Here is a 16,126-nt window from a genome sequence, read left to right on the forward strand (position 1 = left end):
AGAATGAACGTCGAAGACGGTCGCATCCAGGTCGACACGGTCGGCATCGCGTACCGCCGGCTCACTCCCGAATGCTCCGAAGCTGGACACCCCAACAGCGATGGCAGTCCCACGGTCGTGATGCTGCACGAGGGGCTCGGCAGCATCACCCAATGGCGTGACCTGCCCGAGGTGCTGGCACGCCAGTGCGGACTCGAGGTCGTCGCCTACGACCGAGGCGGCTACGGACGGTCCGACCCGCTGCCGGCGAACTACAGCGACGGCTTCATGGAACGCGAGGCAACCGACGTGTTGCCTGCGGTGCTCGAGGGGCTCGCTGTGAGCCGACCCATCCTGATCGGCCACAGCGACGGAGCCTCGATCGCGCTGATCGCTGCCGCTCTGGGCTCGGTGACGCCACTCGGTGTGGCCGTCATCGCACCGCACACGTTCATTGAAGACATCTGCATTGAGGGCATCCGGGCGATTGACACCCAGCGCGACGAAGTCATCACCGGACTCGCCCGCCATCACGACGATCCACGGCTCGCATTCGAGCGCTGGCGAGATGTCTGGCTGACCGATGAGTTCCGCCACTGGGACATTCGGCCGCTGCTCGAGCGCATCGTCTGCGGGGTGCTGGTGCTCCAAGGAGACGGCGATCAGTACGGCACGGACGCTCAGGTATGGACCATCACCGGGAAGGTGAACAGTGCAACCGGGCACATTCTCGATGACTGCGGCCATGTCGCCCACCGCGACCAGCCCGAACAGATTGCCGGTTACTTGGTCGAGTTCGTCTCGGACTGCCTGTCAACCGGAGGTTGACCGAGCACGGCCGCAAGCGCGTCGGCCGCGACGACATCGGGCGCTTCGAATGGCCCGAAATGGCCCAGGCCCGAATAGGTGATCAGGCGTGAATTTGCCAGCACCTCATGGGCAGGGACGCCGATGTCCTGGAAGGTCATTTCCAGCCCCTTGCCGATCACAACGTCCGTTTCGCTGCCCGCCAGGCGCGTTGTCGTCGACGTCCACTCGCCGTCGTAGGTCGCCGCCTCGTCGGCCGCACGGCAGCGCAGCCGCACAGTCCCATCCGGCAGGTCTTCGAATCCGTTCATGAGGTAGCTGTGCAGTGCATCGGCCCGCACCCCGCCGAATGGCGGCCGGGAGGCAAACCGCTCAAAGGCCTCGCCACGTGAGGCAAAGACTTCCCGACGATTTGTGGTGACAGCAATCAAGGGGTTCTCGCCGGGCCCGAACACCTCGGGGGCACGCCACACCACGGGCTCGTAGCCGTACATGCGCCGGATGGTGCCGGGTCGCTGGGCGTCAGCCAGAAGCAGCGTTGCCGCGCCGATGGAGTGTCCGACGCAGTCCAATTCGCCCGCTGCGATGCCGAGATGGTCGATGACTGCCAGCAGGTCGCTCGCCAGCGTGGTCCACAGGAAGTCCCTGCCCGCGGGCGGCGGGCTCCAGCCGTGCGCTCGAAGGTCGGGTGCCCACACCGTGAAATGCTCGGCCAGCCGATCCGTGAACGGACCATAGGTACAGCCGTTGAAACCAGTGGCATGCACGAACAGCAGCGGCGGCCCGTCTCCGCCGAGGCAGTGCAGTGCAAGCTCGACACCGTCGGCCACGCGGACCATGTCGGGTGCCGGGGTGCCGCCGTCGGGTCCACTCATGTCAGCAAAACGTTTGTGCTAGCCATGCGCGCATGAGTACTACAGACGCCGCCACGGCTGCAGAGCAGTCCCCCGATCTTGAGTTCTTCTGGGATCCGGTCTGCCCGTTCGCCTGGATCACCTCGCGCTGGGTGGAAAAGGTGATCGCTCAGACCGGCTACTCGGTGGACTGGCGCTTCATCTCGTTGCGCGTCCTGAACCAGCACCGCGACTACGCCGCTGAGTTCCCGGCTGGGTACGAACAGGGACATACCGCAGGTCTGCGGATGCTGCGAGTGGCCGCCAAGGTGCGAGCTGAGCTGGGCCGAGACCAGATGGGCCCGCTGTATGACGCAATGGGTCAGCATTATTGGGAGATGCCCAAGGGCTCGGGCCTGCGAGACCGCATCGGCACCGCGGAGCACACCGCGGAGGCACTGGCAACCGCCGGGCTGCCCACGGAATACGCGTTTGCGGTCGACGACGACTCCTGGGACGCCGAGATCTCCGCCGAGACCGAGCTGGCGCTCAGCCGCACCGGTCGCGATGCCGGCACGCCGATCATCACCTTTGAACCGCCCGACGGTTTGTCGTTCTTCGGCCCGGTGATCTCGCGAGTTCCCTCCGACGAAGAGGCAGTGCCGCTGTGGAATGCCGTCATCGAGCTGGCCCGCTTCCCGGGTTTTGCCGAGCTGAAACGGTCACTGCGCGAAGCCCCGAAGCTCAACGTTCTCGGCACCCTCACCGACGCGCCCGAAATGGAGGATTGGGAAGCAGGTTCTCGCAAGGCTCACAAGCCGAGCTGAGCACACTCCCCGACTCCGCCCGGCGTCTTGGCTCAAACGTCGAAGCGGTAGGCCTCTGCTTGGGGTTTCATTGGGCGTGACAGCCACAGCGGGCGGCGGAGCCCTCCCGGACCGGGGGCCGGTCGCGTCATTGCCAGCCACTCTTCGTACGCCTCCCGGGCGCGAGCCGTGTCGACCGTGACATCGCCGTAGCGATCATCTGCTTGCGCTGGTCCCACATGCACCCGCTGGTGCCAGCACTGCATGCCCGAGATGGGGTCGGGCTGCACCGAGAACGTCAGGTTCTGGTGCACTCCCGTGTCGTTCCACCAGACCCGCTCGGTGTCGGGATCATCGGAGGCGAATGGCGTCATCGAACCCGTGCGGCGCATCCGCCATACGGTGCCCTCCAGGTCAATTTCTGCTGGGCCTCCGGCCCACGACCTCGGTCCGCCGCCGTCACCGTTGGAGCCTGAGCCACGAGCGCCGTCCGAGGCGGCAGCAGGATCGAGCCGCCAGCGACCCATGTGGTGCGATGCCGCTACCACGCCGGGGCGGATCCCCTCGGTCCGCCACGCCGAGATGACGAAATGGCCGATGCGGGTGGTGATCCGCACGAGCCCGCCGACTTCGATTCCCAGGGCTTCGGCATCCGAGGGGTGGATCCACAGCGGATGTCGATGACTGATTTCTGACAGCCACTTTGAGTTCGCAGACCGGGTGTGTATGAGCGTCGGGATGCGGAAGGTCGGCAACAGGATCCGCTCAGTGCCTGCCAGATCCAGCTGCTGCCAGTGGACATGACTGGGAATCCAGCCGGGTGTCGCATGCTCGGGCCAGCCCCAATCGGCCAGGGTCGTCGAGTACAGCTCGAGCTTTCGAGAGGGCGTCGGGAATCCGTGACGGGCCGCTCCCGCAACCTGCACCGCCACTGAGCCATCCCCGAGCGGGGGCAGCGAGGCGGTCGTAGCACGGATCGTGTCGCGCTGGGGCCGGTAGACGGCATCATCACCGAGCACGGTGCCAGCGAGCTGCGAGGGCTGGACGACGCGCTCATGGTGACCATAGGGATCGCCTCGAACGGCGTAGGCGCCCCGGTCACGCATGAACTCGAGCGGGGTCTGTCCCGCGGCAGCAGCGTCGTCGGCCAAGCCCGGCACCTCGTCGGTGAAGATTGCCTCGTAGTACTCGTCGATGCTGATGGGCTCACCCGGCCGGGACGGGCTCTCGAACCACCGGCGGATGCCGAGCGAGCCGTCCGGATCGATCCGCCACGACAGGTCAATCCAGAACTCGTTCTCCTCCCAGACCTCGCCTGGGTTGAACTCGTGCGTTCGGCTGTCGGGGCCGAGCTCTTGGCCCCGCAGTTCGGCATACCGGCGCATGACCGGCTGGCGAAAGCCCAGCCACTGGCCTGCGTGAGTCTCGAACGACGCCAGATCGTGGCGCTCCGAGCCGACACCCATCGGCAGCACGTAGTCGGCGAACCACGCTGTCTCTGACCAGGTCGGCGTGAGCGAAACGTGGCAGCCCACGCGCTCAGGATCACTCAAGGCTTCCAGCCAGCTGAACCCGTCAGGGTTCGTCCACACCGGGTTGTAGACACGGGTGAAGTAGGTGTCGAGCCGGCCCCTGCCCTCGCGCAAGAAGTGCGGCAGCAAGATCGACATCTCGTGATGGCTGAGCGGGTACTCACGCGGCCAGGACAGCTCGTTCCAGTGCCCGACCGGCGGCGGTCGCAGAGGCGGTGCCGGCTTGATCTTGTGCCAGCCCGCCCCAGTCGTGCCCCCCACGGTGCCGACTGACCCGGTGAGCACGTTGAGCAGGAACAGGCAGCGCGCCGTCTGCCATCCGCCCAGGTTGCCCGCCCCGGCGGCTCGCCAGTTGTGAGATGCGAAGCGACCGAACGCCCCTCCGATGGCCGCGGCGATCTTGCGAAGTTCGTCGGCGTCCACCCCGCACAGCTGTGCCGCGCGCTCAGGGGTGTAGCGGGCGTACGCGTCACGCAGGGCCACCTCCACCGACTCGAATGTCGGCGGAAGATCGGGTCGAGTCTTGGCCAGATAGGTCTGCCAGTTCGTCCAGCGGTGGACAAACGCACGGTCCCACGTGCCAGCCTCCAGCAGGAGGTGGGCCAGGCTCAGCAGCAGAACCGGTTCAGTCCCAGGCCACGCCGGCAGCCAGTGATCGGCCTTGGCTCCGGTGTTCGACAGCCTCGGATCGACGCAGATGACCGTGGCGCCCCGCTGCTGGGCCTCGATGATGCGCTGGGCGTGCGGATTGAAGTAGTGCCCGGCCTCGAGATGGCTCGAGATGAGGAAGATGACCTCGGCATTGGCAAAGTCCGATGAGGGGCGGTCATGCCCCATCCAGGTCGTATAGCCAACGCGGGCGTTGGAGGAGCACACGTTGGTGTGGCTGTTGTGGCCGTCGATGCCCCATGCAGTCAGCACCCGTTCGGTGTAGCCGTCCTCGCCGGCTCGGCCGACGTGATACATGATCTCGTCCCGGCGGTCCTCGACGATGGCTGTCCGGATCCGCGCCGCGATCTCAGTCAAGGCCTCGTCCCAGCTGACGCGCTCCCAGCCTCCCCCGCCGCGCTCGCCGGTTCTACGCAGCGGGTACAGGATCCGCTCGGTGTCGTGGACCTGGTTGATCGTGGCCGGCCCCTTGGCGCAATTGCGTCCCCGCGACGCGGGGTGTTCGGGGTTCCCTTCGAATCGAACGACCTCGTCGGTGTCCCGGTCGATATAGGCGACCAGCCCGCACGCCGCTTCGCAGTTGAAGCAGGTGGTGGGCACCAGCGTGTAGTTGCGCTCGATGCGCTCGGGCCACGAGGCTGCGTCGAGCTCGGTCCAGTGATGCCATTGCTCGTGCGGCGGCGCCGCTCTGAGCCCGATGCCATCGGGACCGCTGTGGGGGGATCCGGCGATGTCGGCGGCGGGGCGATCCGTCATGACAGCGGCGCTGCCTGTGCGGCACGCAGGTACTCACGGTCGTGTCGCCACAGCCACGCCAGCAGCACGGCGGCGATGACCGGGGTCCAGGCGAAAGCGACGGCGTTGGCTCGCAGAGCGAGGTAGGAACCCCAGACCGCACCCCCGCCCAGCACGGCTTCGCCGACCAGTCGAGCGATGAGCACCAGCACTGGCCGGTCCGCCCACATCGGACGGCCGCGGCACTGATGCAGCAACAACGCGGTGTACGCAGCGGTCAGCAGCGAGAACACCGCTGTCGGGCCGATCAGCACGACGAACCAGGTCGAGCCGCCCCACAAGCCCGCGACGCCCCACAGCGTCACCAACGCTGCGTCGGCCATGATCACCCACGCACCCGCCGTGATCCAGCTGCGAAGCCGTCCCTTCGCGAACAGGAACCAGAAGCGCTCTGGCCGCTTCAGGTCGGCGATCAGCAGCACGCCGGTCACCGCCAGCGCGACGAGCGCTATCGCGGCTGGCCCCGTGGCGACGGCCGCTCGGTCGTCCCAGCCCAGCAGCGCAGCCGCGGCGGCCCAGAGCATCACGCCTGCCGCCACGCCCTTGGTCACCATGTAGCCGGCGACCTTGGCCCCCCACGGCTCAGCGTGAGGCACCGTGTACGCCGTCCGTGTTGCAGGGTTCGGCGCCGGGCTCGATGCTGACTTCGATGGCCAGGTTGCGCTGCCGGTCCAATCCGACCAGATCAGGCCGTCTTCGGCTACGGGGCGTGCCAATGGGTCGAGGGCTTCGGGCACCGTGCCCGCGTAGTGCACCTTCGGCAACGTTCGGCGCTCGGGAGCGCGGACCGGCAATTGTTCTCGGCGAATTCGCTCTGCGGTGGGGTCCGCGGGATTGTCATGGTCCACGACCGTGATGGCGCGCGTCGGACAGACCGACACGCATGAAGGCTCCAGTCCGACCTCCAGCCGGTGCTGGCAGAAATTGCACTTGTGTGCCGTTCCGGTATTCGGCGAGATGTACAGCGCGTCATAGGGGCACGCGTTCATGCAGCCCTTGCAGCCGATGCAGCGGGAGTCGTCGAAGTCCACGACGCCGTTCGATGCCCGGAACAGAGCGCCGGTCGGGCAGATCGAGATGCAAGGGGCGTCGTCGCAGTGATTGCAGCGCATCACGGCGAAGTGCCGCTGAGTGTCGGGGAACTCGCCGGTCTCGACGTAGTTGACCCACGTCCGGTTGACACCGAGCGGCACGTCGTGCTCGCTCTTGCACGCCACCGTGCACGCATGGCAGCCAATGCACGCGCCGCTGTCCAACAGGAACCCAAGGCGCGTCACAGCCATAGGTTCGCACAGGTCACGTCCTTATCGACGCACCTGAGGGGACAGCTGGACCCGCCACACGTGCATCCCAGTCAGGAATACACGGATTACCGACGCGCACACGCGGCGCGCCTAACGTGTCGCGGGATAGTCCAGGGGGAACTTATGAGCGACGACGCAGCCAACGGCTCTGCTGCGAGCGACGAAATCGTCCGTCTCAACGAGGTCTACAAGATCTTCGGGCCACAGCCGCGAGGCCGTCCGTTCGAGTTGGCCCGTTCTGGCGTGCCCAAGAACGAGGTACAACGGCTCTCGGGCCATGTCGTCGGGCTCACCAATGTGAGCTTCTCGATCAACCGAGGTGAGATCTTCGTCGTGATGGGCCTGTCAGGCTCGGGCAAGTCGACCGCCATCCGGACGGTGAACAAACTGCATGACGTCACCTACGGCGAGGTACTTGTGGACGGCGTCGATGTTCAAAAACTCGACGGCACCGACTTGCAAGCGTTTCGGCGGGAGAAGATGGGCATGGTTTTCCAGCACTTCGCCCTCTTCCCGCACCGCAATGTGCTTGACAACGTCGGCTATGGACTCAAGGTGCAAAAGGTCGACCGCTCCGACCGGAACGAGGCGGCCATGCGGGCACTGTCGCTGGTGGGCCTCGCTGCGTTTGCCGAACACCGGCCCGCCCAGCTCTCAGGCGGCATGCAGCAACGTGTGGGCCTCGCACGGGCGCTGGCGTCAGACCCGGACATCCTCCTCATGGATGAGGCGTTCAGCGCTCTCGACCCGCTCATTCGACGCCAGATGCAGGACGAGCTGATGGAGATCCAGGACGAAGTGCACAAGACGATCCTGTTCATCACTCACGACCTCAATGAAGCCCTGCGCATCGGTGACCGGGTCTGCATCATGAAAGACGGCGCGGTCGTGCAGATCGGCACGCCCGAGGAAATCCTCACCGAACCAGCGACGGGCTACGTGGCCGAGTTCGTGCAGGACGTCGACCAAGGGCGCGTGATCAAAGTGGTCGAGGTGATGTCCGAACCACGCCCGATTCCCTCCGACATGTCGCTCAGCGATGCACTCACGCTGTTGGACGACATCGCTGGGCGGTTCTGCTGCGATGCATCCGGCAGACCGGTCGCGCTGTTGACAGCAGCCGACGGTCTGCGCGCCCGCGGCATGGGCAGCAACGATCTCGCCAAGGCACTGCGGTCCGATTTCGACAAGTGCAACCCTGACGCCACGCTCAACGAGCTCTATGCATCAGCGGGCCGCGGTCTCTCCATTGCCGTCGTCGACGACGATGGCAAGCTCGTCGGAAATCTGGATCCCCGCCTGATCATGGAGGAGATGGGCAGAGTCGAGCAGCTCATAGAAGGTTTCGAGCGGGAGGTGTTCATGTGAGCGCGGCAGCACTGCTCGCGCAGGCCGCCGACGAGAGCGGCCATTTCGTCGACAGCTTCATCGACACCGTCACCAGTCCCGAAGGGGGCGATCGCCTTGCCGATTGGTTCACCACGGGCATCGAGTGGGCGATCCTGCTGGCGATCTTCATCATCCCCGCACTGCTGCTGTTCGGGGGCGCTATCGGGCGTCGTTACGGACTCGCAGCGGGAGGTCTCGTCGGCCTTGTCGCCGTGGGGTGGTACCGCCTGCGCTCCGCGGCAATTGTTAGCTCAGGCACTCACCCATACACCGTCGACGGCCAGAGAATCGAGTTACGCGACGCCATTGTCGACAGCGAAGGGGATCTCGTCAATCAAACGTCGGGAGTCGTCGCGCAGATCCGGCAGAACACCGTGCTCGACAACTGGGGTATCCCGGTCGGCGACTGGGTCGAGCAAGTGGTGTTCTGGGTGGACAACAACATGAAGGCCACCCTCGAAGTAATCGAATGGCCCTTCGCCAAACTCTTGCACATCATCGTCGACGAATGGCTGCTGCAGATGTCGTGGCTGACGGTGTGCATCGCAGTGTTCCTGCTCGGATGGCTCGTGCGGAACTTCCAAGTCGGACTCCTGTCATTCCTTGGCTTGATGGTCTGCGGCCTGCTCGGCGAGCAGCTGTGGCGAGAAACGGCCCTGACGATTGGCTTCATCGGCGTCGCCGTCTTGCTCTGCGTGAGCATCGGGATACCGATCGGGGTTCTCTGCGGTCGGGTCGACGGTGCGTGGAAGGTGGTGCGACCTGTTCTCGATGCGATGCAAGTCGTTCACTCGTTCGTCTACATGCTGCCGTTCATCTTCTTCTTCGGGGTCGGCTTCGTCTCAGCGACGATGGTCACGATGACGTTCGCGTTGCCGCCGTTGATCCGGCTGACGAACCTCGGCATCAGGCAGGTGCCCGAGGACGTGGTGGAAGCGTCCCGCGCCTACGGCGCGCCGGAGTGGCGAGTCCTGACCGATGTGCAGCTGCCGTTGGCGCGTCCGGCGATCATGACGGGTCTCAACCAGACGCTGCTGCTAGCCATCTCGATGCTCGGCATCGCCGCGATCATGGGTGCGGGCGGTCTCGGCCGCTGCCTCTTCCAGGCCATCTCCAACCTCGATCTGGCGCAGGCCGGCTCGTGCGGTCTTGCATTCTTCCTCGTTGCGGTTGTGCTCGACCGGCTGAGCCAGCCTGAGGCGGGCGAATCCGGGAATTTGCTCGGCCGCATCACACACGCATGGAGGAACCGCAGGACCCCTGAGAAGCTGCTGATTGAAGCAGAAGCGGCCAGTTCGACAAGTGCCAGACCCGCTCCTGAACCCGAGACGCCGGACGAGGCCTTCGTGGAGGCGAGCGGCGGCGAGCGGACCGCCGTGATCGTCACCGCTCTGGGCTCTTTCGCTGCACTCGTCGCACTTCTGCTGCCATGGAACATCGATGCCGGCTTGGTGTCTGCCTATGCCCGCACTGCTGATGTCGACCTGCGAACAGAGCAGTGCTCCGGCAACTGGATCGAGTTGCGATCCCTTGACCCGCTGGCGCCAGGCGGAACCGAGCTGATCTGCGACGGCAGCACCTCGTTTGCCTCCAACAGCTTCAACGGTGTCTCGGCATCCGGCGGCTCATGGTTCGGAATCTTTGTTGCCTTGATGATGGCTGCCGCTCTGTTCGCCGCCCTCAACACGCTCTTGCGGCCGGGCCGGGGATCTCGCTGGTTGTCCGCTCACGGTGCCGTGGTGTTCTCACTGGCGTCGCTCGTCGTGTCGGTCTCGTACTTGCTGGCGCGCCCGCCAGACAAAGTGCAGGAACTGGGCATCTACAGCGCAGGCGTCGGCGTCTACCTCTGTGTCATCGGCGCGCTCGTCGCGACCGCCAGCGCATGCGCTTGGGTGTGGCGCGCGCCGATGAGCGCTCGTCGACCCTTGCCTGCCAACGTGAGTTGGGGTCGCTTGCTAGGCGGCCTGTTCGCCGTGCTGCTGCTGGTGATGGGCGGCTACTCAGGGTGGAGCTTCGACACCCGCACCGAATCCGTCATCGACGAGGAGTTGCAGGCGGAGATTGACGCAATCGCTGCCTTTGGCGGGGATGCCGCCCAGCGGGCGGCCGCGGCTCGGGTGGCTGCCGATGAAGCGGCGGCTGCGAACGACGTCGAACTCGAACGCGAGTGGCGCAAGAAGGAGAGCGACGCCCGCAAGGACGAGACTGCGGCGTCGGCCGATATTGCCAGCACGATCGCCACGGCGAAGCGCACGGGCGACGTCATTCACGATGGCTTCGAGTCCGAAGGCGCGGGCTTCGGCATCTGGATGTTGATCGCTGGCATGGCTGCGGTCGTGCTATCAATCCCAGCCATCGGCCTCCTAGGCATCGACGAGTCATTCCGCTATCGATGGAGCACGCTCGTAGCCGGCACCGGTCTCGGCATCGCAGTGGTGACGCTGGCATGGATCGTGACGATTGTGCGCGTTGCCGACACCAACTTCGTTTCCGGCGTCGGCTCAGTGTTCGTCCTGACAGCGGGCGTAAGCATTTTCGCCACGACTCGGGGAACCCTCTCAGAGTTCGAGCGGAACAAGATCTACGGCGATATCCCCGCCAACGCCGGCTAATTGCTGAGCCGAAGGGTGCAAAGTAATCCGAACATGTATGCGCGGTCTAGGGTTTAGGACGCGCGGGCACACGACTACGCTGCCATTCAAGGAGCCCTCGTCGAGACAGGCGATCGGCGCCGCACATGCGTGGTCGCAACACGATGCGCCGCGTGACGCAATCTGTCGCAGATCAGGGAGGATCTCCGAAATGAAAACGAAACGATTGACCAAGCTGCTGTTGCTACTAGCAGCGTTCGCGTTATTCGCTGCCGCATGCGGCAGCGATGACGATGGCGACGCCACAGCCACTGCAGAGACAGAGGCACCCGCCGCCACCACTGAAGCCATGGTCGAAGAAGAACCGATCGTCGAAGAGATGTCGATGACACCTGGTGAGGGCGTCAGCGTCACCATGGGTCGGGCCAACTGGAGCACCGGCTACTTCCAGGCTGAGCTGTACCGGCAACTGCTGCAAGAACTCGGCTACACGGTGAGCGACCCGGCCGACCTCGAGCTCGGGCCGAACAACGGCTACATCGCCATGGCCGAGGACCAGATGGACTTCTGGGCCAACAGCTGGTACCCGGGCCACCTCGCGTGGCTGGCCGGTGAATTGCCTGACGGCTCGCTCGTCGGTGATCACCTGAGCATCGTCGGCGAAGAGATGATCGCAGGCGGCCTGCAGGGCTTCCTCGTCACTAAGTCGTTCGCGGACGAGTTCGGCGTCTACACCATGGATCAGCTCAACGAGAACGCCGATGCGCTCGCAGCGTTCGACGCCACGGACCCGGTTCCGGGCAACGGCATTGCCGACATCTTCGGCTGCCCCGAGTCGTGGACCTGCGACAACATCATCACAGCGCAGATCGCCTTCTCAGGCTGGGACAACCTCAACCAGACGATCGCCGGTTATGACGCCATGTTCGCCCAGGCTGTCGATGCAGCCAATGAGGGCGTCCCGATGGTGGCCTACACCTGGACTCCGTCGGCGTACATCACCCAGCTGCGGCCGGGCGACAACGTCTACTGGATGGGCGTCAACGAGATCCTGGACGACTCCAACCCGACCGGTACTGAAGGCGGCGAAGAGTACGACCAGCGTGGCACCGGCGAAGGCGGTTATGCGGCCATCGGTCCCGACCAGTGCCCGTCGGCTGCGGATCAGGAGACCGGCCAGTGCAAGATCGGCTGGATCGCCGCTGACATCCTCGTGACAGCCAACAACGACTTCCTCGCCGCCAACCCGGCGGCGGCGGCGCTGCTCGAAGCAGTGCAGCTGTCGGTGATCGAGGTGTCGCTGGCCAACGTGGAGCAGGGCGAAGGTGCCGCTCCGGCCGATCTGGCTACTGACTGGATCGCCAACAATCGGGCCACGGTCGATGCCTGGCTCGACGCAGCACGCGCCGCTGCGTAGACAACTGAACGCAGCCGTCGCCCGCCAGGGCTGACGGCGCAGGCGCATAACAGAGGGTGCCGGACTCCGGTTCGGCACCCTCTGCGCGTTCGGGTGCCTGTCAGTCTTCGAGTTCGGGCAGCGCCGGCGGAGCGTTCGTTGCGGTCACCCGGGCCAGACCACCGTCCACCACGAGCGTCTCGCCAGTGACGTAACGGGACGCATCGGACGCGAAGAACAGCACGACGTCGGCGATGTCGTCGCCGAAGCCCCAGCGCTTGAGCGCCACCTGGCCGGCGAGGTCCTCGGTCAGGCCGGGCACGTTGTTGCGTGCCTCTTCCCAGATGGCCGTCGCGATCAGACCAGGTGCAATCGAGTTCACCCGGATGCCGTCAGGGCCCCAATCGGCGGCGAGGGCCCGAGTCATGGCGTCAACGGCGCCCTTGGTGCCGGCATAGGCAACACGACCAAGCGGACCGTGCACGCCGGCCACCGAGCTGATGTTGATGACCGAACCGTCGCCACGAGCGATCATCGACGGTGCCAGGCCGGTGCTCAGCATCACCAAGGACCGCACGTTGATCGAGAACACCAGGTCGAAATCGGCTTCGGTGAGCTGTGCGGGCGTGCGCCGCATGGGAATGCCCGCATTGTTGACAAGCACATCCACGCCGTCGACCTCGTTGAGGATGCGACGAGCCAAGTCGGTGCCCGCGCCAGCAGGTGCGAGATCGGCGGTCAGGGTGACTGGGTCATGGTGCAATTCGGCCGCTACACGGTCGAGATCCGTTGTGGTCCGGCCGGTCAGAACAACCCGGGCACCGGCTGCGTCCAGTGCTCGCGCGCTGGCTTCGCCAATGCCACGGCTCGCCCCGGTGACCACCGCCACCTTGCCGTCAAGCCGGTGATCGGCGTTGATGGAGCTCTCTGTGTTGGCTGCGGTAGTCATGCGAGCAAGCTAACGCGGTGCGACCGCTGCGGAGGAGGCAGTGCCCTCTGCTCCGGGAATCCAGCAGGTTCCAACCTCGCAGAGTCCCCTGCCTCCTCCGCAGCTCTGGCGTCTGTGCCTTACCGGCTGTGCTCAGGGGGGGTGTGCTCGGCCAGGAATGCGGCGAATTGCTTCATCGCAGCAGTCCGACCGCTGCCGTCCATCCAGTGCTCGATCAGTGTCGAGTTCGGCGCAGCATCGTGAACGATCCGCGACGACGACTCTGGGTGATACAGGTCGCCTCCGAGCAGCACGAGCAACGGTGTCGGCACGGTTGCTACGAAGTCCCGGTCCACGTTGAACAAGAAGTTGTCACCATCGTACATGTTCGAGCGAAACTGCTTCCACGCCGCTTCGTCGACGTCGGGATGGTCATTGCGGATGGCAGCCGCCCAGTCGTCGAACATGTCGTAGAAGGCGTGGCGGTTCTCGTCGAGCCCGATGGTCTGGAACAGCGTGGCGCTGGCCACCCGTTCGGGCGCTGCCCCGATCAGCCCCATGATGTAGGGGCCGCCGATGCACATTCCTGCCAGGTGGAACTGCTCGCAGCCGAGATGGTCCATGAGCGCTAGCTGGTCTGCAGTGTAGGTCGCCCAGCCGTCTTCCGCCGAGATCGGGGCGGTTGAACGGCCGGCATTTCGTTGGTCCATTGCGATGACCCGGTACTCGTCGGCCAGCTGGGTGATCGGATTCCACGGAGTCGATTCCCAGAACGAAGCTGCCGAACGCATTCCGCCTGGGGCAATGAGCAACAACGGGAAGCCGGAGCCGTAATCGTCGTAGTGGATGTCCACGGAGTCCTGTGTGAAGTTCGCCATGGCGTAAGTCTGCCCGGAGCACAACGGCGCGGCAGCGGCAACGGCAGCCCAATCCCTGAGACAATCCGCGAACAGGCCAGTAATGTGCCCCGGCGATGATGCGGCTGACCACCTCTGACGGCGAACACGCTGTGCTGCACGACCTCGGCGGGCACGGGGCATCGCTGCTCATGACTCATGGCAACGGCCTCAACGCCGGCATGTGGGCGACAGTGGTGCCACATCTGCGGGACGCGTTTCACTGCTGGGGACTTGACTTCCGAGGCCACGGCGCTTCGCGGCCGCAGCATGACAGCATGTCGGTCGAGCGACCGCGCTTCGTCGACGAGGTACTGGCCGCAGTCAACGCCTTGGGCGGCGAGCCGATCCTGGCAGTCGGCCATTCTTTGGGGGCAGCCAGTCTCCTGCTCGCCGAACTGCGCCAGCCGGGCACTTACCGGGGGCTGTATCTCTACGAACCGGTGCTCGTGCCCGAGCGCTTTCCGATGCCTGACTCCGATCACGAGCTTGTGGTGGCGTCACGGCGGCGCCGTATTCGCTTCGCGACCGTCGACGAGGCGTACGAGCGCTTCGTCTCCAAACCCCCGTACTCGCGCTGCGAGCCCGAGGCGGTGCGAGCATACGTCGAGATCGGCACGTACCCCTCAGGCGACGACGCAGTGCGGCTGTCGTGCTCGGGCGATACCGAGGCACGTATCTACGAGGCGGGCGTGCCCATGGACTACGGCGTCTTCGCCGCAGTGACATGCCCGACAGTGGTGGCTCGAGGAGATTCCTACGCCCAGTGGAACCAGATCCCACCCCAAGTGGCACAGCCCATCGCCGAAGCGCTCGGCAATGGGCGCCTCGAGGCATTCGCTGAGCTCAGCCACTTCGGCCCCATGGAAAACGGCGAACGGGTGGCAAAGGCCATCCGCGCTCACCTCGAACCGCTCGTCGCGGCGTAGCCGCGAGCAGCAACACAGGCGGCGTAGCCGCGAGCAACAAGCACAGGCGGCGTAGCCGCGAGCAGCTCAGGCTTATGCAGCTGCGGGGAGCGCGTCTGGATCGAGCCCGTAGAGCTTGATGACGTTGCTCCAGACCATCTGTTCGGTTTCATCGTCAGAAACGCCCGAGAGAATCTCGTCGAGGATCGGCCGCGAATTCGGCCAGATCGAGTCGTGGTGCGGGTAGTCGTTCCCCCACAGCAGGTTGGCGACGCCGATCGAGTGCCGGGTGGCGATGCCTTCGATGTCGTCTTCGAAGGTGACCCAGAAGTTCCGGTCGAAGTACTCAGACGGCTTCATGGTGAGCTCGTCGGACACCTCCCACGGGGTGCGGTACGCAGCGTGGTCGAGACGCTGCTTGAAGTGGCCCACCCAGCCGGTCTCGTACTCGGCGCATACGAAGCGCAGTTCGGGGAATCGCTCGACGACGCCTCCGCAGATGAGGTCGATCATCGTGTTGGCGATGGTCGTGTGAGCCAGCGTGTAACCCTTGAGGTGGCCCCCTGGTGTGCCCCAGTGCTCGGGCATCCCGCCCTCGAGGCTTGACCCCGTGAAGATGTGCATGGTGAGCGGCACGCCGAATTCCTGAGCGCGGGCCCAGAACGGGTCGAAATCGGGGTGGCAGTACGGCTTGGCGGGGTCGATGTGAGCGGGGATGGCAAACCCGCGCACGCCGAGCTCGGCCGAGCGATCGATCTCTGCGATTGCCCGCTCCACGTCTGGCAACGGCAGGCAGCCGACGCCAATGAGGCGGTTGCGGTCCACCGAGCAATAGTTGAGCACCCAGTCGTTGTGGTTCCGGAATGCAGCGTCACGCACTTCGTCGTCACCGATGGCGAAGGTGAACATCGACAGGCTGGGGTACATGACCTCGCCCACGATCCCGTCCTGAGCCTGTTCGTCGAGGCGCGCGGTCGGATCCATCACGCCGGGGTTGAAGCCGTCGTAGCCCTGCTCGATGCGAGCGTGAGTAGCCGGGTCCGACAGGCTGGCGCCCGCGATTCCCAGCCGGCCTACCGGCACTGGGCGGATGCCGCCCGGCAGAACCAACCAGGTGCCGGGCTTGTCGTTATAGCCCTTGCTGATGAACGGTGCCCGGTCGCCGAACCGGTCGGTCAGCCCTGCGTATATCTCGGCCGCCTCGACCACATGCGAGTCACACGAGTAGTACCGCATCGCTCTCCCCCATCGGCGCTGGCGCAACTCGCGCCATCTCGCGGCCAACAGTACCAG

The 16,126-nt window shown here is 65.3% G+C and carries 12 protein-coding genes; 6 read left to right on the top strand and 6 right to left on the bottom strand.

What is annotated here, in order from left to right:
- Positions 1-3: 3 nt before the first annotated feature.
- Complete coding sequence (locus tag ACOQPH_RS07435) at positions 4-807, top strand: alpha/beta fold hydrolase (RefSeq protein ID WP_420623998.1); 804 nt, start codon at positions 4-6, stop codon at positions 805-807.
- Here the strand turns inward: ACOQPH_RS07435 and ACOQPH_RS07440 are convergent.
- The gene (locus ACOQPH_RS07440; RefSeq protein ID WP_420623999.1) at positions 762-1,661 is read right to left on the bottom strand and encodes an alpha/beta fold hydrolase; all 900 of its coding nucleotides are present in this window, start codon (positions 1,659-1,661) and stop codon (positions 762-764) included. The two genes, ACOQPH_RS07435 and ACOQPH_RS07440, sit on opposite strands and share 46 nt — an antisense overlap.
- Positions 1,662-1,693: 32 nt before the next feature.
- On the opposite strand from ACOQPH_RS07440, the gene ACOQPH_RS07445 reads away from it, so the two are divergent.
- On the top strand, positions 1,694-2,446 hold the full coding sequence (locus ACOQPH_RS07445) for a hypothetical protein (RefSeq protein ID WP_420624000.1): 753 nt from the start codon (positions 1,694-1,696) through the stop codon (positions 2,444-2,446).
- 32 nt (positions 2,447-2,478) lie between these two features.
- On the opposite strand, the gene ACOQPH_RS07450 is transcribed toward ACOQPH_RS07445, so the two are convergent.
- Together ACOQPH_RS07450 and ACOQPH_RS07455 are read right to left on the bottom strand one after the other, a co-directional pair.
- Positions 2,479-5,382, bottom strand: a complete 2,904-nt coding sequence (locus ACOQPH_RS07450; RefSeq protein WP_420624001.1) for a molybdopterin-dependent oxidoreductase — start codon at positions 5,380-5,382, stop codon at positions 2,479-2,481.
- Positions 5,379-6,698 carry a 4Fe-4S dicluster domain-containing protein gene (locus tag ACOQPH_RS07455; protein WP_420624002.1) on the bottom strand — a complete coding sequence of 440 codons (1,320 nt, stop codon included), beginning with the start codon at positions 6,696-6,698 and terminating at the stop codon, positions 5,379-5,381. Before ACOQPH_RS07455 ends, ACOQPH_RS07450 begins: the two co-directional genes overlap by 4 nt.
- Before the next feature lie 150 nt (positions 6,699-6,848).
- On the opposite strand from ACOQPH_RS07455, the gene ACOQPH_RS07460 reads away from it, so the two are divergent.
- The 3 genes from ACOQPH_RS07460 (at position 6,849) to ACOQPH_RS07470 (ending at position 12,122) form a co-directional block, all read left to right on the top strand.
- Complete coding sequence (locus tag ACOQPH_RS07460) at positions 6,849-8,093, top strand: quaternary amine ABC transporter ATP-binding protein (RefSeq protein ID WP_420624003.1); 1,245 nt, start codon at positions 6,849-6,851, stop codon at positions 8,091-8,093.
- The gene (locus ACOQPH_RS07465; protein ID WP_420624004.1) at positions 8,090-10,726 is read left to right on the top strand and encodes an ABC transporter permease; all 2,637 of its coding nucleotides are present in this window, start codon (positions 8,090-8,092) and stop codon (positions 10,724-10,726) included. Before ACOQPH_RS07460 ends, ACOQPH_RS07465 begins: the two co-directional genes overlap by 4 nt.
- Positions 10,727-10,916: 190 nt before the next feature.
- Positions 10,917-12,122, top strand: coding sequence for a glycine betaine ABC transporter substrate-binding protein (locus ACOQPH_RS07470; RefSeq protein ID WP_420624005.1), 1,206 nt, complete (start codon positions 10,917-10,919; stop codon positions 12,120-12,122).
- Positions 12,123-12,222: 100 nt separating this feature from the next.
- Here the strand turns inward: ACOQPH_RS07470 and ACOQPH_RS07475 are convergent, their stop codons facing one another.
- Together ACOQPH_RS07475 and ACOQPH_RS07480 are read right to left on the bottom strand one after the other, a co-directional pair.
- Positions 12,223-13,050, bottom strand: a complete 828-nt coding sequence (locus tag ACOQPH_RS07475; protein WP_420624006.1) for an SDR family NAD(P)-dependent oxidoreductase — start codon at positions 13,048-13,050, stop codon at positions 12,223-12,225.
- A 119-nt stretch (positions 13,051-13,169) separates the two neighbouring features.
- Entirely contained in the window at positions 13,170-13,907 is a 738-nt protein-coding gene (locus ACOQPH_RS07480; protein WP_420624007.1) for an alpha/beta fold hydrolase, read from the bottom strand.
- 95 nt (positions 13,908-14,002) lie between these two features.
- Here ACOQPH_RS07480 and ACOQPH_RS07485 point away from each other — a divergent pair, with 95 nt between their 5' ends.
- Entirely contained in the window at positions 14,003-14,854 is an 852-nt protein-coding gene (locus ACOQPH_RS07485; protein WP_420624008.1) for an alpha/beta fold hydrolase, read from the top strand.
- A gap of 72 nt (positions 14,855-14,926) precedes the next feature.
- Here the strand turns inward: ACOQPH_RS07485 and ACOQPH_RS07490 are convergent, their stop codons facing one another.
- On the bottom strand, positions 14,927-16,069 hold the full coding sequence (locus ACOQPH_RS07490) for an amidohydrolase family protein (protein ID WP_420624009.1): 1,143 nt from the start codon (positions 16,067-16,069) through the stop codon (positions 14,927-14,929).
- Positions 16,070-16,126: the final 57 nt, after the last annotated feature.

This window comes from Candidatus Poriferisodalis sp. (assembly GCF_965221945.1).
GTDB lineage: Bacteria > Actinomycetota > Acidimicrobiia > Acidimicrobiales > Poriferisodalaceae > Poriferisodalis.